Origin of the sequence: Chryseobacterium sp. SORGH_AS_0447, assembly GCF_030818695.1 — a bacterium.
GTDB lineage: Bacteria > Bacteroidota > Bacteroidia > Flavobacteriales > Weeksellaceae > Chryseobacterium.
Genome location: NZ_JAUTAR010000001.1, coordinates 3,437,541 through 3,458,496, shown reverse-complemented (window position 1 = coordinate 3,458,496; position 20,956 = coordinate 3,437,541). Strand labels below are relative to the sequence as shown.

Annotated in this window: 15 protein-coding genes; 11 read left to right on the top strand and 4 right to left on the bottom strand. The window is 37.3% G+C overall.

The features are described 5' to 3' along the window. Window positions 1-94: 94 nt before the first annotated feature. From QE422_RS15765 to rluF, 4 genes are read left to right on the top strand one after another with little or no spacing between them, the layout of a single operon-like run. A complete protein-coding gene (locus QE422_RS15765; RefSeq protein WP_307460441.1) occupies window positions 95-913 on the top strand; it encodes an undecaprenyl-diphosphate phosphatase in 819 nt (272 codons plus the stop codon). 42 nt (window positions 914-955) lie between these two features. Continuing rightward, on the top strand, window positions 956-1,654 hold the full coding sequence (gene truB / locus QE422_RS15760) for a tRNA pseudouridine(55) synthase TruB (RefSeq protein ID WP_307460439.1): 699 nt from the start codon (window positions 956-958) through the stop codon (window positions 1,652-1,654). Continuing rightward, window positions 1,651-2,226, top strand: a complete 576-nt coding sequence (locus QE422_RS15755) for a hypothetical protein (RefSeq protein WP_307460436.1) — start codon at window positions 1,651-1,653, stop codon at window positions 2,224-2,226. The genes truB and QE422_RS15755 overlap by 4 nt, the downstream gene beginning before the upstream one ends. Then, the gene (rluF, locus tag QE422_RS15750) at window positions 2,226-2,948 is read left to right on the top strand and encodes a 23S rRNA pseudouridine(2604) synthase RluF (protein ID WP_307460433.1); all 723 of its coding nucleotides are present in this window, start codon (window positions 2,226-2,228) and stop codon (window positions 2,946-2,948) included. The genes QE422_RS15755 and rluF overlap by 1 nt, the downstream gene beginning before the upstream one ends. Before the next feature lie 52 nt (window positions 2,949-3,000). Here the strand turns inward: rluF and QE422_RS15745 are convergent, their stop codons facing one another. Both QE422_RS15745 and QE422_RS15740 read right to left on the bottom strand, forming a co-directional pair. Further along, window positions 3,001-4,302 (bottom strand): helix-hairpin-helix domain-containing protein, encoded by a 1,302-nt coding sequence (locus QE422_RS15745; protein WP_307460430.1) that lies wholly within the window; start codon window positions 4,300-4,302, stop codon window positions 3,001-3,003. Between the two features lie 126 nt (window positions 4,303-4,428). Then, on the bottom strand, window positions 4,429-4,773 hold the full coding sequence (locus tag QE422_RS15740) for a MerR family transcriptional regulator (protein ID WP_307460428.1): 345 nt from the start codon (window positions 4,771-4,773) through the stop codon (window positions 4,429-4,431). Window positions 4,774-4,932: 159 nt separating this feature from the next. On the opposite strand from QE422_RS15740, the gene QE422_RS15735 reads away from it, so the two are divergent. Further along, window positions 4,933-5,814 (top strand): helix-turn-helix transcriptional regulator, encoded by an 882-nt coding sequence (locus tag QE422_RS15735; protein ID WP_307460426.1) that lies wholly within the window; start codon window positions 4,933-4,935, stop codon window positions 5,812-5,814. 2 nt (window positions 5,815-5,816) lie between these two features. Here the strand turns inward: QE422_RS15735 and ccoG are convergent, their stop codons facing one another. After that, window positions 5,817-7,259, bottom strand: coding sequence for a cytochrome c oxidase accessory protein CcoG (gene ccoG / locus QE422_RS15730; protein ID WP_307460423.1), 1,443 nt, complete (start codon window positions 7,257-7,259; stop codon window positions 5,817-5,819). A gap of 267 nt (window positions 7,260-7,526) precedes the next feature. Between ccoG and QE422_RS15725 the strand changes: the two genes are divergently transcribed. Beyond that, on the top strand, window positions 7,527-8,420 hold the full coding sequence (locus tag QE422_RS15725; protein WP_307460420.1) for an SMP-30/gluconolactonase/LRE family protein: 894 nt from the start codon (window positions 7,527-7,529) through the stop codon (window positions 8,418-8,420). 123 nt (window positions 8,421-8,543) lie between these two features. Here the strand turns inward: QE422_RS15725 and QE422_RS15720 are convergent, their stop codons facing one another. Further along, a complete protein-coding gene (locus tag QE422_RS15720) occupies window positions 8,544-9,851 on the bottom strand; it encodes a DEAD/DEAH box helicase (protein WP_307460418.1) in 1,308 nt (435 codons plus the stop codon). 280 nt (window positions 9,852-10,131) lie between these two features. Here QE422_RS15720 and QE422_RS15715 point away from each other — a divergent pair, with 280 nt between their 5' ends. From QE422_RS15715 to QE422_RS15695, 5 genes are all read left to right on the top strand, one after another. Next, window positions 10,132-13,032 (top strand): DEAD/DEAH box helicase family protein, encoded by a 2,901-nt coding sequence (locus tag QE422_RS15715; protein ID WP_307460415.1) that lies wholly within the window; start codon window positions 10,132-10,134, stop codon window positions 13,030-13,032. Between the two features lie 88 nt (window positions 13,033-13,120). After that, complete coding sequence (locus QE422_RS15710) at window positions 13,121-15,004, top strand: site-specific DNA-methyltransferase (protein ID WP_307460411.1); 1,884 nt, start codon at window positions 13,121-13,123, stop codon at window positions 15,002-15,004. A gap of 215 nt (window positions 15,005-15,219) precedes the next feature. After that, window positions 15,220-17,016, top strand: a complete 1,797-nt coding sequence (gene rpsA, locus QE422_RS15705) for a 30S ribosomal protein S1 (protein WP_307460408.1) — start codon at window positions 15,220-15,222, stop codon at window positions 17,014-17,016. A gap of 213 nt (window positions 17,017-17,229) precedes the next feature. Next, window positions 17,230-19,824, top strand: a complete 2,595-nt coding sequence (locus QE422_RS15700; RefSeq protein ID WP_307460405.1) for a T9SS-dependent M36 family metallopeptidase — start codon at window positions 17,230-17,232, stop codon at window positions 19,822-19,824. A gap of 115 nt (window positions 19,825-19,939) precedes the next feature. Continuing rightward, the gene (locus QE422_RS15695; protein WP_307460403.1) at window positions 19,940-20,917 is read left to right on the top strand and encodes a DMT family transporter; all 978 of its coding nucleotides are present in this window, start codon (window positions 19,940-19,942) and stop codon (window positions 20,915-20,917) included. The last annotated feature ends 39 nt before the right edge of the window (window positions 20,918-20,956 follow it).

Sequence of the window (20,956 nt, the reverse complement as noted above, 5' to 3'; positions counted from 1 at the left end):
AATAAACTTTTATTGCAGAGATTAAGGAATTGAGAAATTTAGAACGTAGGGTCTGGATCTCTTAATTTCTTAATCTTTTAATTTTAAATATATTATGGATTTAATCAAAGCAATCATCATTGCTATTGTAGAAGGCCTAACGGAATATCTTCCGATCTCTTCAACGGCCCATATGGGTTTTACCGCCAATTTAATGGGTCTGGAAGAAACCGAATTCTTAAAAATGTTTCAGGTTTCCATTCAGTTTGGAGCGATCCTATCGGTAGTGGTTGCTTACTGGAAGAAATTTTTTGATCTGAACAACCTGCAGTTTTATTTTAAACTCGCTTTTGCAGTTATTCCGGCGTTGGTGCTGGGATATTTGTTTGACGACAAAATTGAAGCGGTTTTAGGAAATCAGATCGCCATTTCTTCGGTACTGGTGCTGGGCGGAGTTGTTTTGCTGTTCGCCGACCAATGGTTTAAAAATCCAAAAATAGATGACGAAAAAGGAATTACCATAAAAAAGGCAGTCACCATCGGGTTCTGGCAGTGTCTTGCGATGATGCCGGGAACCAGCCGGAGTGCGGCCTCCATTATCGGCGGAATGACGCAGGGCCTGACAAGAAAAGCAGCGGCGGAGTTTTCATTCTTCCTGGCTGTGCCTACGATGCTTGCTGTAACAGTGTATTCCGTATTTGTAAAAACATGGGGTAAAGAAACCCCGAATCCGCAGAAAGGTTACGAAATGATCATGGAATCTCAGGAACATATTACCGTTTTCATTGTCGGAAATATAGCTGCGTTTATTGTAGCACTTATTGCAATCAAAGCCTTTATCGGTTTTTTAAATAAATACGGGTTTAAACCCTGGGGATGGTACCGAATTTTTGTAGGGGTAGCTTTGCTGATTTATTTTTATTTCTTTAAATAAATTTCGATTACTCATTACCTATCACTCATTACTCATATATAAATGATAGCTGAAGACTTACAATCAGGACATATTTTCCTACTCGACAAACCTTTGGACTGGACGTCTTTTCAGGCGGTCAATAAAATGAAATACAAGCTCAAAAGAGAGTTTAACCTTCCTAAAAAATTCAAGATCGGCCATGCCGGAACCTTGGATCCCCGGGCAACCGGTCTTCTGATCGTATGCTGCGGGAAATTCACCAAAAAAATTCCTGAGATTCAGGATGCTCCGAAAGAGTATTGGACGGAGATAAAAATCGGTGTACAGACTGAATCTTACGATACGGAAAAGCCGGAAATTCTTCATCAGGATATTTCCCATATTACCGAAGAGCATATTAAAGCCGCTTTAGAAAAATTTATTGGTGAAATCGATCAGACCCCACCTGTATTTTCGGCGATCAAAATCGATGGGAAAAGAGCGTATGACTTGGCAAGAGCAGGTACGGAGGTGGAAATGAAATCCCGGAAAACAACCATTCTCTATATTGAGGATGTTAAGATTAATTTTCCATTGGTAAGCTTTACAGTAGGCTGTTCCAAAGGGACGTATATCCGGAGTTTGGCGCATGATATCGGACAGGAGTTAGGAGTTGGTGCTTATCTTACCCAATTGAGGAGAACAAAAATTGGCGAGTACACCATTGAAAATGCTACATCTGATTTCTTAGACAATGATTTCAAATTTAATATACCATGAAAAAAAATCTGCTTTTATTATGTGCTTTAGCATCATTCTCCTCTGCTTTTTCCCAAGAAATTGCTGCTTCAAAACCCACAATGGGATTTTATTTTAATCCGTCTCTACACATAGGCCTTAAGGTGGCTAAGGAGAGACAAATTCCCAATAATACACAGTATATCCAGCCGGAGGCTACCCGTAAACTAACCTACGGAATTACCGCAATCGGAGGTTACCATTTTTTACCTAACTTTGCCCTCGGAAGCGGGTTCCGATATAGTTTTATAGAAAACAACTACCACCTTGTCTATCTGATGATTCAGCCGAAGTTTATTTTCAGTCCCGGCGACCATCCGTTTTTTATTGAACTGAATTACGGAAAGCAGCTTAATCACAGCGTAGTTTCTGATTCCGAACTTTGGGGTGGCAGGATCGGGATGCAGGTATCGTATTCAAAAAGACTGAGCCAGGAAGGAGGGATTGTTCTTGAATCTCATAAGACGGGATATTCCAATCCTTTCTTTATCGGCTTAAGCTATGGAATTACTGTTTTCAGCAATAAAAATTATACCGGTTACGGAGAAGATTAATGGAAAAAACAAGGATTAATAAATATTTATCGGAAGTCGGCTATTGTTCCAGAAGAGCGGCAGACAAGCTGTTGGAAGAGGGGAGAATAACGATCAACGGTACGATTCCGGAAATGGGAACCAAGGTTTCCGATGAGGATGTAATTGAAGTCGACGGAAAGCCGATCCGCGAGCCGGAAGAAGATCATGTGTATATTGCTTTTAATAAACCGGTGGGAATCGTCTGTACAACGGATACGAAACGTGAACAGAATAACATCATCGATTACATCAACCACCCTAAAAGAATTTTCCCGATCGGAAGGCTGGATAAGCCAAGCGAGGGACTGATTCTCCTAACCAGTGACGGTGATATTGTGAATAAAATCCTTAGATCACGGAATAACCATGGAAAAGAATATATCGTAAGGGTAGACAAGCCCATTACACCGAAATTCCTGGACAAAATGCGGAACGGAGTGCCGATATTAGATACCGTCACCAAAAAATGTGAAGTAGAGAAAATCGATGAAATGAACTTCAGAATCGTATTGACGCAAGGTTTAAACCGCCAGATCCGCAGAATGTGCGAATACCTCGGCTATGAAGTAAAAAAACTGAAAAGAATAAGGGTGCTGAATGTAAAACTCGATCTTCCTATTGGAAAATGGAGGAACCTCACAGAGGAAGAGCTTTCCACCTTACAGAAACTTGTAGAAGGCTCCAGCAAGACCTTCGATTAAAATAAAATTGAGATGCTCCGCTATCGGGGCATCTCCATATATTTATGTTGTATCATTTTAGATACCATCTCATCCGGGCTTCATACTCCGGCTTTACCTTCAATAATTTCCAGATTTTCCGTTCATCCTTTTCACTCAGTCGGTAAAAGATAATCTTGTCGGCAGAATATTTAAAATAAGGATGGCTCTTCAACCATTCTTCAGGAGCATCGAGCAGTGTATATTTCTGTACGTTTGACGTATTCAGAGGCGCGGTGGAAAGCAATTTTTGTGTAAGTTCTTTGTCAATATTATAAGTGGTCAGGATTTGTTCTTTGTTCACAAAACCACCTAATTTTTTCCGGAAACCGATCATTGATCCGGCCGCCCTTTCATCAAACCCGAATTCGATAAGCTGTCTGAAAGTAATTGAATTAAGATCTACGTTTGAAAAGTCCGTTTTTTCCTGCTGATTCAGTTCCTGGTTCTGGTTTGAAGTTTTGGCAAACGTTGTATTTAGTCGAATGAACGGTTTCATTTCCACAAACTTTTCCGGGGAAATAACAAAACACCGCTGTATCTCTTCCAGACTTTTAAAACTACCTTTTAAATTCCGGTCGCGGTAATTGATAATGGTTTGTGCCTGCCTGTCGGAAAAGCCCAAAGATTTCCAGCCTTCCAGGTCCATTGTATTCGGATCGAAAGCATAATATTTAATTCTGCTTTTTTCCGGTTTTGTATTTTTAGCATACTGATTAAAGTTAGCCGGTGTTTTTTCCGGCAGAAGCAGGTAAGGACTGATCTTTTTAAAATTTTCTTCGCTGATGATGAAACATTCCCTGAACTTTTCTTTGCTGGTAAAGCTTCCGCCCAGGTAACTTTTGTATTTCAAAATGGCTTGTGCCTGTTTTTCAGAGAAGCCCATCTTTTGCCAGTCTTCAGCAGTATAAGCATCGGGATTGAAACTTCCGGAAATGGTAATCGCCTTCTTTTCAATCTGGTTGAAATTCCCGGATTTTGCTTCTCTGCTGGTTTCAGGTAAAAGAATGTAATTCTTAATCGTTGAAAACCGATCTTCGGAAATGGCGAAGCATTTTTTCAGCTGTTCTTTCGAGACGAACTTTCCGCCGACGACTTTTTTGTAATTGAGGATGGTGGCAACCTGCTTTTCGGTAAATCCTAAATGCTGCCATTGCTTCTGATCAAGATCATTCGGATCAAATTCAGTAAGGTGCAGGGGAACGGCAGATTTTGTTATGAATTTAACATCAGAAAAATCTTCTTTTTCCTTACTGGTATACTCCTGAAAGGTAAATAAAATAGCCAGCAATATTCCCATGCCAGCCAACTTTTGGTAATAGCTTTTTTTCATCATTGTAAACTTAATTATTTTATTAAGCATTCGCAATGAGGAAGTTGCAATTGGATTATTTTATGATAGAAGTTTTTATTTCAGCTTTAAAAAATAAATTTAAATTCGAATAGAAGTGAATTATTTTAACTATTCTTCATCTTTCTCCGTCAGTGATTCCTTCAGTTTCAGCAATTCAGCCTTTACAAATTCCAGCCTATCGATCAGGGTAATGGTCTCGGAGATTTTGCTGTTGGTCGTTAACGCAATCTTGGCACCATCGAGGGTGTAGCCTTTTTCTTTTACGAGATGGTAGATGATTTGGAGATTTTTGATGTCTTCAGGAGTGAAGTACCGGTTGCCTTTTTTATTCTTTTTTGGCTTGATGATCGGAAATTCCTGTTCCCAATACCGTATCAGTGAAGTGTTTACATCAAAAGCTTTTGCGACTTCTCCTATGGAATAATACAGTTTATCGGGTAAGTTTATCTTCATTTCTGGAATCGTAATTTTCAAAGATAAATATTTTTTAAATTTCATCAAAAATACAAAGGCTAAAAGTCGGTTTTACTTTGTTCGTCCCAGATGAAAGTCATTTTTAATTCCTGTAGAAATAGTTTTGTTTTCATTAATTTTGATTTAAAATAAAGGCTGATGAATTCTATTTCTGTCCTTCATATCGATCTTTTTCAGCAGGATAAAAATACTTCGGATTTTTATTTCAATACGATGCAGAATCATCTGGCCACAAGCCATCGGCATATCGAAAAAGCGCACCGCCACGACTTTTATGCCACCATTCTTTTTACCGGGGGAAGCGGAGTGCATGAGATCGATTTTCATACCTATGAAGTTTCGGCAGGAAGCCTGTTTTTCATGTCTCCTGGGCAGGTTCACAGCTGGGAACTTTCGGATGATATTGAAGGCTATATTTTCTTTTGTTCGCAGGACTTTTATGAAATGCATTATGTCAATCAGAAATTAAGGAATTTCCCGTTTTTCGGATCCGTTAATTTTCCCAGAAAATTACAGTTGGATATTTCTGAACTAAACAATTCCGTTGCCTTGATGACCGCCCTGCAAAAGGAATATCAATCTCAGGAGATCATGAAAGATGGAATGATGCTTTCTCTGATGTCGCAGATTTTTATTCAGTCGGCAAGGTTATTTTCCAGGGATTCCAATCATTCTGCAGCATCAGCAAGTCTTTCTTATTTTAAACATTACCAGGAATTTGAAAGGCTGGTGGAAGCGCATTTCACAAAAGAGAAGTCGATTGCTTTTTACGCTGCGCTGCTGAATATTTCTCCCAAGCATCTCAACCGGATTACCCAGACCGTCGTTCAGAAAACCGCTACCGAAATTATTACGGAAAGGGTAGTTCTGGAAGCCAAAAGAATGCTGATGTATCTGGATGAAAGCCTGGTGGACATTGCTTTCAGGTTAGGCTACGAAGAATATTCCTATTTTGTAAGGGTATTCCGGAAAACTTCCGGAATGACGCCGACGCAATTTATTAAAATGTATAAATCCTAACTTTAAAAGGATAGCTGGAAAGGCCCTTCAAAAATAGTATCGAATGAATCCGTCATATTTCCTTTTTCATCAAAAACCCTGATCGTCATATTCTGTTTTGAAAACTTGATTTCTTTTTCAGGAAACGTAATATTGATGTTGCCTCTCAGGATCTGATTGCCTTTCAGAATAATTTTGTCTGGGCCGAAGAAATCAATTTCTGCATTTTGGGGCGCAATTACTTTTATAGTCAATGTTTTCTGTTCGTTGGATTTGTTTAAAAGGGTGTATATGAAAGTATTCGTTATTTTTCCGTCTTTTATGAAAAATGTCGATCCTGCAGGTTTAATAAATTTAGCTTCCATTGAACCCCGGTCATACATCAGAAACCCCAAAAATCCGATCAGCAGAGTTAAAATAACGGTTGTCGCCTTCATTCTTGGAGTAAATCTGAAGGGTTCCCGGTTTTCAATCTCAGCTTCTGTGGCATAGCGGATCAATCCTTTCGGAAGACCGACTTTTTCCATCACCTCATCGCAGGCGTCGATACAGGCCGTGCAGTTGACACATTCCAGCTGCTGGCCGTTCCTGATGTCGATTCCTGTAGGACAAACCACCACACATTGCTGGCAATCGATGCAATCGCCTTTACTCAGCGCCTTACGGTCTTCATTATTTCTCCATTTCGAACGTCCTTCGCCTCTTTTGAAATCATAATAGACATTGATGGTCTGCTTGTCGATCAAAACCCCCTGAAGCCTTCCATAGGGACATACCAGTGTGCAAACCTGTTCACGGAGCCAGGCAAACACAAAGTAAAACGTCGCTGCAAAACCGATCATTCCTAAAAATTTCAAAGAATGGTCGGCCAGTCCTTCCATAATTATTGTAAAAACCTCTTCATAGCCGACGATGTACATGAACATGAAATTGGTAATGATCACTGACATAAGGGCGAATACTGACCATTTGATGACTCTCTTTCGGATTTTTTCTGAGTTCCATTCCTGACGGTCCAGCTTCATCTGCTTATTGCGGTCACCTTCGATCAGGTATTCTATTTTTCTGAAGACACTTTCCATAAAGATGGTTTGCGGACACAGCCAACCGCAGAAAATTCTTCCAAAAACCACGGTAAAAAGCATGACAAAAATAACTGAAGTAACAGCTCCCAAAGCCAAAATGAAAAAGTCCTGCAGATAAAAAGGCTGTCCGAAAATGAAAAATTTCCGGTCAATAACATTAAACAGTAAAAAAGGATTGCCGTTGATCTTCACAAAAGGAAGTCCGAAAAATAAGGCAAGCAGGAAGTAGCTGACGTAATTTCTGTAATTGGTGTATTTTCCTTTAGGCTTTCGGGGATAGACCCATTTTCGTTCCCCCGTTTTTTCCATGGTTCCTACCGAATTTCTGAAATCTTCATATGGAGTTTCCGGAGCCTGAAAATTGCTGGATGGTATATTCATCGTCTTAGAATGTATTTGGAAATTTTTATGAGAGCTTACATGGAGATAAATAAATTCTCATTTTACTATTTTAAAGCTGAAAATATTTCTATAATTTTTTTCTCTGCAAAGCTCTGAATTAAATAAACCTGGTACTAATAGGATCTACTTCTGAAATAGGACAATTCGGACATTGATGCTTGGCTATTTTAATTGATCAAACAGAGAAAATAAACTTTGAATCTCTTCCGGCATGTCGTAAATTGTACCCTTTAAAAATAACGTGGTATGAAAAATGTCTTGAAAGCCGGCTCTATTGGTTTGGTTTTAGTATTACTGAACTGCAAATCAGTAAATACAAGTAATATGTTTTATGAGGATAAAAAGCCGGAAAAAATTTCGGACCAGTTTAAGTTTACGGAAGGGCCTGCTTCGGATAAAGAAGGGAATGTCTATTTTACCGATCAGCCGAATGATAAAATTTATTATTGGGACTGGAAAATCAATAAGGTTATTGAGTTCATGGATAAGACGGGAAGGGCCAACGGAACACACTTCGATAAGGATGGCAACCTGATTACCTGCTCCGATCATAAAGGAGAAATCTGGAAAATTTCCAAAGATAAAAAAGTGGAAGTGATGCTTACCCATTTCGAAGGCAAAAGGCTGAACGGCCCGAATGATGTTTGGAATGATAAATTCGGGGGAATGTATTTTACCGATCCTTTGTATGAAAGGGATTACTGGGTAGATTTCAAACACGAAACCCCTCATAAGAGCCTTTATTACAGAAGCAAAGAAGGAAATGTAACCAAAATCGAAACTTTTACCCAACCCAACGGAATTATCGGAAGCCATAAATTCAACAAGCTGTATGTTTCCGATATCGATGCCGGGAAAACCTATGTTTATGAAATTTTAGGAGAAGGAAAACTGTCGGAAAAAAAGCTGTTCTGCGAAATGGGATCGGACGGTATGACGATAGACAAGCACGGAAACGTATATCTTACGGGTGAAGGTGTTCACGTTTTCAATAAGGAAGGGAAGAAGATCCATCATATTCCTATTGACGAGGATTGGACGGGTAATGTAACTTTCGGAGGAAAAGACAATGATGTATTGTTTATTACGGCAAGTAAATCTGTCTATATCTTACCGACAAAAGTGAAAGGTACCCACTAAGAAAATGGAATTTACCTTGTCCGTAAAAATAAACAAAGAAGCAGGCTCACGAGCCTGCTTCTTTGTTTATTTTATAGATGTATCTCTTTCGGAATACATGCACAGTATCTGTATATGAAGTTATTAGTAAGCTACTTCCATTTTCACTTTTTTGCCTTTCAGCTTTTCGTTGGCAAGCTTTTTCAACAGGGCATTGACTTTAATCCTGGAAACAGCAACATAGGAAGTGGTATCTTTTACTTCGATCAAACCAAGTTCTTCTTTTTGAAGTTCACCTTTTTTCATTAAATAGCCTACAATATCCACCTTATTCACCTTGTCTTTTTTCCCGGCACTGATGTAAACGGTCTGGAAATACGGTTTTTCCGGAACTTTCGTAAATCCTGCAACAGTTTCCTCCGGCGTATCATTTTTAATGAAAGGGAAATTTTCTTCCGCAGTCATGATCAGATAGGCAAAACCTTTGGCATTCATCCTCGCAGTACGGCCGTTCCGATGAATAAAAGCATCTTCCTTATACGGCAATTGATAATGTACAATCGATTCAACCTCAGGAACGTCCAGTCCTCTTGAGGCCAGATCGGTGGTAATTAAAATCCTTGACGAATCATTTTTAAATTTCAGCAAAGCACGTTCTCTTTCGTCCTGCTCCATTCCGCCGTGGAAAGTTTCTCTGTCGATTCCTTTTTCACGCAGAAGTTCAGAAATACGGTCAACCGCTTCTCTGTGATTACAAAAAATCAATGTTCTTTTGTTGCCGATCTTACAGATCAGATTAAACAGCGTATCTAATTTTTCTTCGGAAATCGTCATTACTTTTTTTAACTGAATATCAGGTCTTGCTTCGGCCAACTTTAAAAAATCAACCACTTTTTCATTTTTCAGACCTGTAAACTCAGGAATTTCATCCATTGCTGTTGCGGAAGTCAGGATTCTCTGTGAAACATTTTTTAAAGAATGGGAAATAAATTCCATATCTTTATGAAAACCCAGTTCGAGCGCCTTGTCGAATTCATCCAATACCAATGTCTTAATCGTTGAAGGATCGAAATTATTATTTCTTATATGGTAGACAATTCTTCCGGGAGTTCCGATTAAAACTGCCGGAGCCTGAATCAAATTATTCACTTCAATCTTTTTATTGTGACCGCCGTAGCAGACCGAAACTTTAAAATCGGTTCCCATCGATTTGAAAACCTGCTCGATCTGTAATCCCAATTCTCTTGAAGGAATTAAGATCAAAGTCTGAATTCCGGGCGTATTCTTCTTCAGATTTCTGAGAACAGGAAATAGAAATGCCAGCGTTTTCCCTGAACCTGTGGGAGAAAGCAGCACGACATCCTGATTATTTTCCGTCGTTTTATAAGTAGATTTCTGCATCTGATTCATGTCCTGAATCTGCAGTTTTTGATAAATTGATTCTAATTCCATGGGGCAAAGGTATAAGAATTCAATTTTAGTTGCTATATTTGGGTTATAAAAATTTATTTAATAAAAATTAATAATCAGTAACCAAATAAAATATTAGTATTTCACTTTGTAATTCCCACATCAGAAATCTTGCAATTTTTTCTAAATAGAACAGGGAAATAAAGTAGAAATGCCTACGGTATAGCGTAGGCGTTCTCTTTTCTTTGTTCTATAGGTTTTGCAAGGACCTCTGATGAAAGTACTGGGAGATTCGCCTTCGCTGTTTTTACAAAGAACAGCTATGAAAACACAATTCCAATATGAAATACAATCGTACCAGGAAGATTGTATTGCCAATATAATCAGCATTTTTGAAGATTTGAATCAAAACCAATCTTTAGAAAATGTAATGAAATCTCATCATAAAAAACAAAATTATCCCTTTCCTATACGGGATAACAGAAATATAGATGTGATGATGGAAACCGGTACCGGTAAAACCTTCACTTTCATCAAAACTATATTTGAACTTAACAGGAACTTCGGTTATAAGAAGTTTATTATTCTGATTCCCACTGTTCCTATCAGGGAAGGAACTAAAACCAATCTGGAAGACACCAGAGAATACTTCAAAGCCCATTATGCCAATGAACGTGAGAAAGAGATCGAAACTTTCGTGTATGAAGGAGGAAATATTTCTGCAGTAAAACGCTTTATCGGGACTTCTCATTTGTCTGCTCTGATCATGACTCCCAGTTCATTCAACAGTAGGGAAAATATTCTCAATCGCCCTTTGGAAAGTGAAATATATGCCCCCAGCCTTTTCGAAGAAAATCAGGAGCCTCCAACATCTTATCTGGAATGCCTGAAACGATTACATCCTATTGTAATTATGGATGAACCGCACCGTTTTGAGGGGGATGCTTTTAAAAAATACTTTGAAGGTTTCGGTAATTATTGCTTGCGTTTTGGCGCCACATTTCCTAAAAAGAAAGAAAGCCTTCCTCTTTCCAACGTGGCTTATGTTTTAGACAGTATTTCCTCTTTCCGTCAGAATCTGGTAAAGAAAATCGTAGTGTATACGCAGGACGTGGTAGAAAATACGGATACTTTATTGGGGATCGAAAACAGGAAAGCAATCGTGAATACGCTGATAAACGGAATTTTTGCGAAGAGAACTTTGGGAATCGGCGGAATTTTCAACGGAAAAATCATTAGGAGAATAAATAAAGACAGCATTGTTTTAGCGAATGATACGGTAGAAAAAGTGGATTATTCGCTATCGGATGAATCTTTGAGAGCCATGATTGGGGAAACTATCAAAATCCATTTCGAGAAGGAGGAGATATTATTTAAAAAAGGTATCAAATCTTTAACACTGTTTTTTATAAAAAGCGATGTCTCTTTATTCCGTGGAAATCATCCAAAAATCAAAACCATGTTTGAGGAAGAATACTTGAGCCGATACAAGCAAATTTATAAGAGATTGACAGATGGTGATCCATACAAGGATTTTTTATCCAGGGATTTTGACGAAGATGGAAATTTACAGGTTCATAAAGGTTATTTTTCAGGTGATAAAGGAAATTCGGATGCCAAGATAAAATCGGGTGTTGACGAAATTCTAAGAGACAAAAAGAAACTGCTTTCGTTTGATAGCCCGACCCGTTTTATTTTTTCCATCTGGGCACTGCAGGAAGGCTGGGATAATCCGAATGTTTTTACGATTTGCAAGCTTTCCAATCAGGGAAGTGAGATTTCCAGGCTGCAGCAGATCGGACGTGGTTTAAGGATATGTGTAGATCAGGATTTGAAAAGAAATACCATTAAGAAACTGGAAGACAACCAGGAAGAATTTTGGCAGGTCAATAACCTTGATGTTGTAGTCTCCAATAAAGAGCAGGGATTTGTAGAAGCAATTCAGAATGAGATTCTGAGCAATTCGTTTTTCATTTCCGAGCAGCAGTTTACAGAAGTGGAATTGATTAAGATCATCAAAGAAAAATCAGGATTGGATGATGATAGGGTTGTTGCTTTGGTAGATGATGTTTTGAAGGAACAGAAAATGATTGTTCGGAAAGCAATTGTAGACGGACAAAAAATATACGAAAAGTCACCCGAATATTCGTCCATTCTGAAGTCTCAAGAGTTACCCAAAGAACAGATACGTATTCTGGAAAATCTTTTTGCCTTTGATGCAAAAGAGTTCGTCAGTAAAGGAGAATATAAAAAAGAAAAGAAGAAAGTTTTCATTAAAGCCAGATATTTGCAGGATTTTAAGAATCTTTGGAATAGCATCAGTAAAAATGCAGATTATGTTCTTGATGCTTTGAGTGAAGAAGCCGAAAACCAATTGGTTGAGAATATTAAAAACGAAATTGAAAGATTAACCATTTACGGGATAGTCCTTGAAACAAGACGTACTGAATTAAGTATTGAAAAGCTTAATCAGACAGATGCTATAAGCGAAACCGTTACCGATACTGTTTCTTACCAAAGCAAAATCAACTATCTCGAATTGGTCCGCACTTTATCCAACAATACCAAAACACCAATTTCTTTTGTAGTAAAAATATTCAATGCTTTAAGCCCGGATTTTAAACGGAAAATGCTTCATAATAATCCTGCGCAGGCTCAGAAAGAAATGAATGAAATCATCCGTAAAAATTTGATATCCATGCTGAAAGCCAATATTAAATATGAAGGAATCAGTGGGAAGATCTTGCCAAATGTTTTTAAAACCGAAAATGGAAGGACGTATTTTGATAAAGGAAGTATTGGGAAGTTTCAAAAACAGATTGAAAAAGACTTTTTCCTGAGGGAGAAGTGGGTTTTTGAGGAGGTTATTGAATTTGACAGCGAATTCGAAATTAATATCATAGAACAGGATCCCAATATCGAAAGTATTGAGATTTTCGGAAAATTACCTAAGCTTGAAATTAATACGCCGCTCGGAAAATATAATCCGGATTTTTGTTATGCGATAAAAAGTACGGAAGGAAATAAGATTTTTCTGGTGGTAGAAAGCAAAGGCTACGATACCATGACAACGGTTTCTGAAAGTGAAAAAGCAAAAATAAGCTTTGCTAAACAGTACTTCCTGGCTCTTAATGATCATTATAAAGATAAAAACATTAAGATCCTTTTTAAGGAACGTCTCAATACCACGCAGCTTTCATCATTAATTAAAAATCAAATATAACGTATGCTTGTCATTCTGAAAAGAATATCAGCAGTTACGTTGGTTCAGGATGACAATTTTGTTACTTAAAATAATAAAAATTAAACTAATGAACCAAAAAGACGATTTTATAAAATCAGGATTTCAGCTACTGGAAACTGAAAATAGTGATAGTAAACTGCTTGCTTTCTTAAAAGAAAATTATCCAGGTGTAATTTCTGACAATGAGTTAAATCTAAACGAATTAAAAGCAATTCTGAATTTACTGGTTGATGAAAAAGTAAATGGCTACGGATTGAATTTTGTCGGGAGAAATGTGGCAAGAGCTAAGTATGCTCAACCTACAGAAAAAGAAGTCAAGATTAATAAAGAACTTTCCAAAAACTTTGAGGCCACAAAAAATATGGTTTTAAAAGGCGATAATCTGGACAGCCTCAAAATTTTAAAGCATTATTATACGGATAAAATAAAATGTATTTATATTGATCCGCCATATAATACCGCCAACGATAATTTTATATATCCTGATAAATTCGACAGAGAAGAAGCCGAAGTGCTAGGTCTGGCAAATATCAGTGAAATTGAGCTTGAGCGGATGGAATTTTCTTTTAAAAACAAAAAGTCACACAACGGCTGGCTGAGTTTTATGTATCCAAGGCTTTTACTGGCAAGAGACTTACTAAGCAAAGACGGCGTTATTTTTATAAGTATTGATGATAATGAACAGGCAAATCTGAAACTGCTTTGTGATGAGGTTTTTGGGGAGGAGAATTTTATAGAATGTTTAAAATGGAAAAGAAAAAAGCAGCCTTCATTTTTAGCTAAACATACAGCAAAAGTTATGGAATATATTTTAGTTTATTCTAAAAACTTTAATAATTTAGAAAAGTTGTCTATCGAAAGAATTTCCGACTCAACTAAAAAAATTATAAATCTTACAAATCCGTATTCTGAAAGAATATTTTCAAAAGGCGTTATTGTTAAATTGGGTGATAATGGAGTTATTTCAAAAGGAGTTTATATAATCAAGACAATGAAAATTGAATATATGGATGATATTGAATTTAAAGATGGTAAAACTATAAAAGATATCAAAGTTAAGGCCCAATTTTCTGTTTCACAAGAAAAAATTGATGAATATATAAAAGAGGGATTACTCTTTATAACTGTAAATAAAGGATTAAGACGAGATATAAATAATAATGAAAAGAAAAAAAAGAAATCAATAACAGATTTATTACTTGATTGGGGAGATAACCAAGATAGTGATAATGAAATGAAAAGATTGTTTAACGAGAATTATTTTGAATATAGCAAACCTGTAAAGTTAATTTCAAACATAATAAAATCAGTTAATGATAAATATTTTACAATCCTCGACTTCTTCGCCGGTTCCGGAACTACAGGCCATGCCGTCATGCAACTCAATGCTGAAGATGGTGGAAACAGAAAGTTTATCCTTTGTCAGATCGATGAACCGATAAGCAAAGAAAAACCGGCTTATCAGTTTTGTGTGGAAAATAATCTACCCCCTGTTATTTCCTCAATTACTGTAGAGCGTCTAAAAAGGGGCGGTGACAAAATTGCAACACAGATTGCAGAAGAGAACTCTAAGGACGGATTGTTTCAAGGCGTTGAAAAACAAATTCCTGATGTCGGTTTTAAAACCTTTGATAGTATTGATGCTCCAAAACTGATTCTGGAAAATGAGCAGGTTTCCATTAAATTTGAACAGGATGATGATTCACTCTCCCGTATCTACAACATGATTTTTTCGGTAGGAATAGATGACCCGACTTATCAGGTAGAGTGTATAAAGAAAGATTGTATTTATAAAACCGGAGATAATCACTATATAATTAATTCGGAAAAAGTAAATAAAGATGAGTTCTCTGCTATTTTGAGAAAAGGTAAAATTTTTATTGATGGCTGGTCAGCAAATATCAATACCACATTGCAGAATTATAAAGAAGATGTAAAAATTGTTTTTTAAAAGAATTCTCGATGAAACATTGGCAGAGTAATTTTTGTAATGATCTGATGGTTAATAATTTTTAGGTATTCTCATTAAAATTTCATATCTTTGCACCCACTTTTGTGGCGAAAAGGTTTGAAAAGTAAATAACTCACAATTAATTACTTCCGTATTTTTCAATTCACATTTATTCAAACCGTTGAAAGAGAAGGAATACAAATTTTATTAGAATTATGTCAAAAGAGACAAATTCAGCAGAATTATTATTAAATCAAAACGTAGCACCTGAACAATTTGACTGGGATTCTTTCGAGTCCGGTCTTGATGCTGATGCTAGAAAAGAGAAAAGCGATCTTGAGGAAATCTACAACGGATCTTTAAACAACTTAGACGATAACGACGTTCTAATTGGTAAAGTAGTAAGATTAACTGATAAAGAAGCTATCGTAGACATCAACTTCAAATCTGAAGGTGTTATTTCTCTTAACGAATTCCGTTACAACCAAGGTCTTAAAGTAGGAGACGAGGTAGAAGTAATGGTAGACAGAAGAGAAGACAAAACCGGTCAGTTACAGTTATCTCACAGAAAGGCAAGAACGCTTAAAGCTTGGGATAAAGTAAACGAACTTCACGAAACAGGTGAAATCGTTAACGGTTTTGTGAAGTCTAGAACGAAAGGAGGTATGATCGTAGACGTACACGGAATCGAAGCATTCTTACCTGGTTCTCAGATCGACGTTAAGCCTATTAAAGATTACGATCAGTTCGTAGGAAAAACTATGGAGTTCAAAGTTGTGAAAATCAACCCTGAGTTCAAAAACGTAGTAGTATCTCACAAAGCATTGATCGAAGCAGATATCGAAGGTCAGAAAAAAGAAATCATCGCTCAGTTGGAGAAAGGACAAGTTCTTGAAGGTACTGTTAAGAATATTACTTCTTACGGGGTATTCATCGACTTAGGAGGTGTAGACGGATTGATCCACATCACCGACCTTTCTTGGTCTAGAGTGAACCACCCATCTGAAATCCTTGAGGACGGACAGACTGTAAAAGTTGTTATCCTTGATTTTGATGATGAGAAAACAAGAATCCAATTAGGTATGAAGCAATTGGAAGCTCACCCTTGGGATGCGCTTTCTGCTGACATGAAAGTTGGAGATAAAGTAAAAGGAAAAGTAGTAGTTCTTGCTGACTATGGTGCATTCGTAGAAATTGCTCCAGGAGTAGAAGGATTGATCCACGTTTCTGAAATGTCTTGGTCTACACACTTAAGATCTGCAGGTGATTTCGTAAAAGTTGGTGATGAAGTGGAAGCTGAAGTATTAACTTTAGACAGAGAAGAAAGAAAAATTTCTTTAGGAATCAAGCAATTATCTAAAGATCCATGGGAAAATATCGAAGCGAAGTATCCGGTAGGATCTAAGCATGTTGGAACTGTAAGAAACTTCACCAACTTTGGTGTATTCGTAGAACTTGAAGAAGGTATCGACGGATTAATCTACATTTCTGATCTTTCTTGGACTAAGAAAATCAAGCACCCGTCTGAGTTCTGTGCAGTTGGTGATAAACTAGATGTTATCGTTCTTGAGCTTGATATCCAGGCTAGAAGATTATCTCTAGGTCACAAGCAATTGACTGACAACCCTTGGGATGCATTCGAAGCGAAATATGCTGAAGGAACAATCCACGCTGGTAAAGCGGTAGAAGTACACGATAAAGGTGCTTCCGTACAGTTCGAAGATGCTGAGGTTGAAGCTTTCTGCCCTTCAAGATTATTAGAGAAGGAAGACGGATCTAAAATCAAAAAAGGAGAAGAAGCTGATTTCAAAGTAATTGAATTCAACAAAGAATTCAAGAGAGTAGTAGTTTCTCACACAGGAATCTTCAGAGATGAAGAGAAGAAAAACTCTAGAGAATCTTCTCACAACAGATCTAACAATGTTTCTTCATCTTCAAACGAAGAGAGATCAACTCTTGGAGATATCGACGCATTAGCAGAATTAAAAAGAAAAATGGAAGAAGGTAAATAATCCCTGACTTCATTTTACCATATGAGCCACTCTGAAAAGAGTGGCTTTTTTCATTGTTGTTAGGTACCATAACCAATAAAATAGGGAAAAATAAAACAGTAAGTTCATCAAAATAGACAGTAGTATGTTAAAGTAGAATTATCTTTAAATAATTTTAAATAAATTGTTATTTTGTTGTTAATTATTTGTAGATTAGCGGCTTTATTAGTGTATATGAAAAAAGTAGCTTTACCCCTTTTATTTGCAGTATCTGCAATCTTTCCTTCCGTTCTTTTTGGACAAGATAACGAGAGATTAATTAAAGATTATATTTCTCAAAACAAGATTAAAGAATATAAGAAGTCTGATCTTGCTAACTTTATCATTGATAATGTAGATGAATCACAATCATTAAATGGAAATGTTGTAAAATTTCAACAGACATTTAATGGGCTTCCTGTATACAATGCAGGAGGGACAATACTTGTAAGAGATAATAAAATTATCTATTATACAGATACTTTTTTAAAAGATTATAAATCGGCTGCACCTTCTGTTGTTTCTATAACTAAAACTGTTGCTTTAAAGAAAATTGCACAAAATCTTCAGAAATCGCAGATTGAAAATTATCCTGTTCTTGGTTTTAGCGACGCTGATCCTGCAGACGGGAAATTTGCGAAGCAAAGACTGGTATATGTTGAAGATGCTGAAAATTTGAAACTGGCTTATGAGTTTTCCGTTCCTGAACCAGGCTCAGCAAGTTATTGGAATATTCTTGTTGATGCTTCTAATGGAGAAATCTTACGCAAGCAGGATTTAAATTTATCTTGTAATTTCCATGATGATGCATATTCACATGACCATGCTCATGCACATAATGAATTCGTAGGACCTCTTAATAAAACTTCGCAGACGGCGTTTTATTTCTTAGCTCCTGATAATGCTTCGTATAATGTTTTTCCTTTACCTATTGAAGCGCCTACTTTCGGATCGAGATCTGTAGTAAGTAATCCGTGGATTCTTCAATCATCTCCTGAAGGATGGCATTATGACGGTACTACAAGATATACTACAACCAGAGGGAATAATGTTTATGCGTATGAAGATACAGTAGCGGGAAATACTCCTGGATATTCTCCTGACGCTGGAGCTTCCAGAAATTTTAATTACCCTTTCAGTATTAATGCAGATCAGTTCAGTAATCAGGATGCATCGATTACGAACTTATTTTACATAAATAATAAGGTACACGATATTTTCTATAAGTTCGGCTTTACTCCAGCTGCCAAAAATTTTCAGAACACTAATTTTGGATTAGGCGGTGTAGGAAATGATTATGTACAGGCTGAAGCACAGGATGGTGGCGGAACAAATAATGCAAACTTCTCTACACCATCAGATGGATCTAAACCAAGAATGCAAATGTTTATGTGGAGTACAGTAAATAGAGTATTCTTCTATAATGCACCAAGCTCAGCTGTACCACGTCAGCCGGCGGCAGGAACGGCTCAATTTGGGAATCCTTTAAATGCTACGGGAGTAACCGGAAATGTTCAATTGTCATCTGTATTAGATGGTTGTACTGCTATTCCTGCAGGTTCACTGACCGGGAAAATCGGATTAGTTGAAAGGGGTACGTGCAATTTTACTGTGAAAGTTAAAAATGCACAAAATGCAGGTGCCAATGCTGTAATTATTTATAACAATGCGGCTAATGGTGATACTATTGGCGGAATGTCTGGGACTGATTCTACAATTACAATTCCTTCCGTTCTAATTACAAATACCGAAGGAGAATATATTAAAAATCAATTGGCCAGCACTACAGTAAATGTAACTTTAAAGAATGATCCTGCTGCTAGCATTACTCCAGACGGTAGCTTTGATAATGGTATTGTAACTCATGAATATGGCCATGGAATTTCTACCCGTCTTACTGGAACTAATGTTGGATGTCTTAGTTCTTCAGCAGATAAGGAGCAAATGGGAGAAGGATGGTCAGACTTTTTTGCCCTAATGCTGACAAATAAACCAGGAGACAATGCTTCCGTTCCAAGAGGTATCGGTACATATGCGGTAGGACAATCAACTAGTGGAGGCGGGATTAGACCAGCAAAATATTCTCCTGACTTTACAATCAATGATTATACCTACACAGATACCAACGGCATGGAATACACAAATTCCAACGGGCAGATTGTTCCGGATGTTCACTCCATTGGATTTGTATGGGCAACGATGCTATGGGATATTCACTGGCAGTATGTTGCTAAATATGGATATGCTTCTGATGTAACTGTAAATACTACGAACGGAAGCTCAAGAGTACTTCAATTGGTAACAGATGCTTTGAAACTTCAGCCATGTTATCCAACTTTTGTTGAAGGTAGAGATGCTATTTTGGCAGCGGATCAGGCTACAACACAAGGAGCAGACCGATGTATGATCTGGAGAGCTTTTGCTAAAAGAGGGTTGGGAGTAAATGCAAGTGCAGGTTCTAAAACAAATATCAATGACCAGACTGAAGACTTCTCAGTTCCGTCGGATTGTATATTGGCTACGGACGAAGTGAAAACGGTTAAAAATAACATTTCAATTTATCCGAATCCTGCTAAGAATGAATTCTTCATTAATTTCCCTAGCAATACTTTAGGAAAAGTAAGCGTGGAGATTTATGACATGTCAGGAAAATTAGTGTCTTCGGAAGATAAAATTTCTCCTGATGCGAAGAAGTCCATCTCAACTGACCGATTGATCAACGGAACATATATGGTAAAAGTAAAAGGAATCGGTATCGATGCCGCTTCAAAAGTTATCGTTAGAAAATAATTCTATTATTATAAATCTCAGGAACGGCGCGAGCAGAGCTCGCGCCGTTCCTTTTTTATTAATATTCCGGATTTCAGAATAAATTGTACCTTTGCAGGCTGTTAAAAAATGAATTATGCAGAAGAAAAATATACTGAAAGGGGTTTTGTTTGTAGGAATAGGGGCAAGTATCTACGGAATGCTGGCAACTTTTGTAAAGCTCGCTTATCAGGAAGGGTATACCACCTCGGAAGTAACGACATCTCAGTTTATATTGGGTCTGATAGGACTTTTAATTTTAAATTTTATCCAGACCATTACCTCTAAAAAAGTGTTACCGTCGCCAACCCCTAAAGAGATCATAAACTTAATGTTGGCAGGAACTTCGTTGGGATGTACCAGTTTGTTTTATTACATCGCCGTGCAGTACATCAATGTTTCGATTGCGATTGTATTGTTGATGCAATCGGTTTGGTTCAGTGTAGTCGTGGAGAGTATTCTTACTAAAAAACTACCAAATACCCGGAAAATCGTATCGGTGCTAATTGTTTTATTGGGAACGGTTTTAGCAACAAACTTACTTCATGAAAATCTGGATCTTGACTGGAAAGGGATTTTCTGGGGATTGATGGCGGCCGCTTCTTACACCCTCACAATGTTTACATCCAATACCTTAGCAACCCATCTGCCGGTTTTCAGAAAAAGCATCATTATGCTTTGCGGTGGTTCCGTTATTGTGTTCGGATTTCTGTTTTTTGCCCAGATCGGTCCTTTGCATTTTGAAAGTTTAAAATCTTTCTATCTTAATTTTACTGAAAATACAGCACATATCCATCCTTTTAAATATTCTATTCTCTGGACATATGGACTTGTTTTATCATTGTTCGGCACGATTATTCCGCCTATTCTATTTAACATCGGATTTCCGAATGCGGGTCTTGGATTAGGAAGCATTGTTTCCTCTCTCGAACTTCCGGTTTCAGTAACCATGGCTTTTGTTCTTTTGGGAGAAAAAGTAATTTTTATTCAATGGGTAGGCATAGCCCTGATTCTTTTTGCGATTGTTCTTATGAACCTTCCAAGAAAGGGGAGCCGGCTGAGTGAAAGGTCATAACAGGCAATTAATACAAGTAAACCGTTTCTTTGGAACGGT

Bases quoted from the DNA above. Each gene is read 5' to 3' on its own strand.
- QE422_RS15765 (WP_307460441.1), top strand. From the start codon at position 95: ATGGATTTAATCAAAGCAATCATCATTGCTATTGTAGAAGGCCTAACG.
- truB (WP_307460439.1), top strand. From the start codon at position 956: ATGATAGCTGAAGACTTACAATCAGGACATATTTTCCTACTCGACAAA.
- QE422_RS15755 (WP_307460436.1), top strand. From the start codon at position 1,651: ATGAAAAAAAATCTGCTTTTATTATGTGCTTTAGCATCATTCTCCTCT.
- rluF (WP_307460433.1), top strand. From the start codon at position 2,226: ATGGAAAAAACAAGGATTAATAAATATTTATCGGAAGTCGGCTATTGT.
- QE422_RS15745 (WP_307460430.1), bottom strand. From the start codon at position 4,302: ATGATGAAAAAAAGCTATTACCAAAAGTTGGCTGGCATGGGAATATTG.
- QE422_RS15740 (WP_307460428.1), bottom strand. From the start codon at position 4,773: ATGAAGATAAACTTACCCGATAAACTGTATTATTCCATAGGAGAAGTC.
- QE422_RS15735 (WP_307460426.1), top strand. From the start codon at position 4,933: ATGAATTCTATTTCTGTCCTTCATATCGATCTTTTTCAGCAGGATAAA.
- ccoG (WP_307460423.1), bottom strand. From the start codon at position 7,259: ATGAATATACCATCCAGCAATTTTCAGGCTCCGGAAACTCCATATGAA.
- QE422_RS15725 (WP_307460420.1), top strand. From the start codon at position 7,527: ATGAAAAATGTCTTGAAAGCCGGCTCTATTGGTTTGGTTTTAGTATTA.
- QE422_RS15720 (WP_307460418.1), bottom strand. From the start codon at position 9,851: ATGGAATTAGAATCAATTTATCAAAAACTGCAGATTCAGGACATGAAT.
- QE422_RS15715 (WP_307460415.1), top strand. From the start codon at position 10,132: ATGAAAACACAATTCCAATATGAAATACAATCGTACCAGGAAGATTGT.
- QE422_RS15710 (WP_307460411.1), top strand. From the start codon at position 13,121: ATGAACCAAAAAGACGATTTTATAAAATCAGGATTTCAGCTACTGGAA.
- rpsA (WP_307460408.1), top strand. From the start codon at position 15,220: ATGTCAAAAGAGACAAATTCAGCAGAATTATTATTAAATCAAAACGTA.
- QE422_RS15700 (WP_307460405.1), top strand. From the start codon at position 17,230: ATGAAAAAAGTAGCTTTACCCCTTTTATTTGCAGTATCTGCAATCTTT.
- QE422_RS15695 (WP_307460403.1), top strand. From the start codon at position 19,940: ATGCAGAAGAAAAATATACTGAAAGGGGTTTTGTTTGTAGGAATAGGG.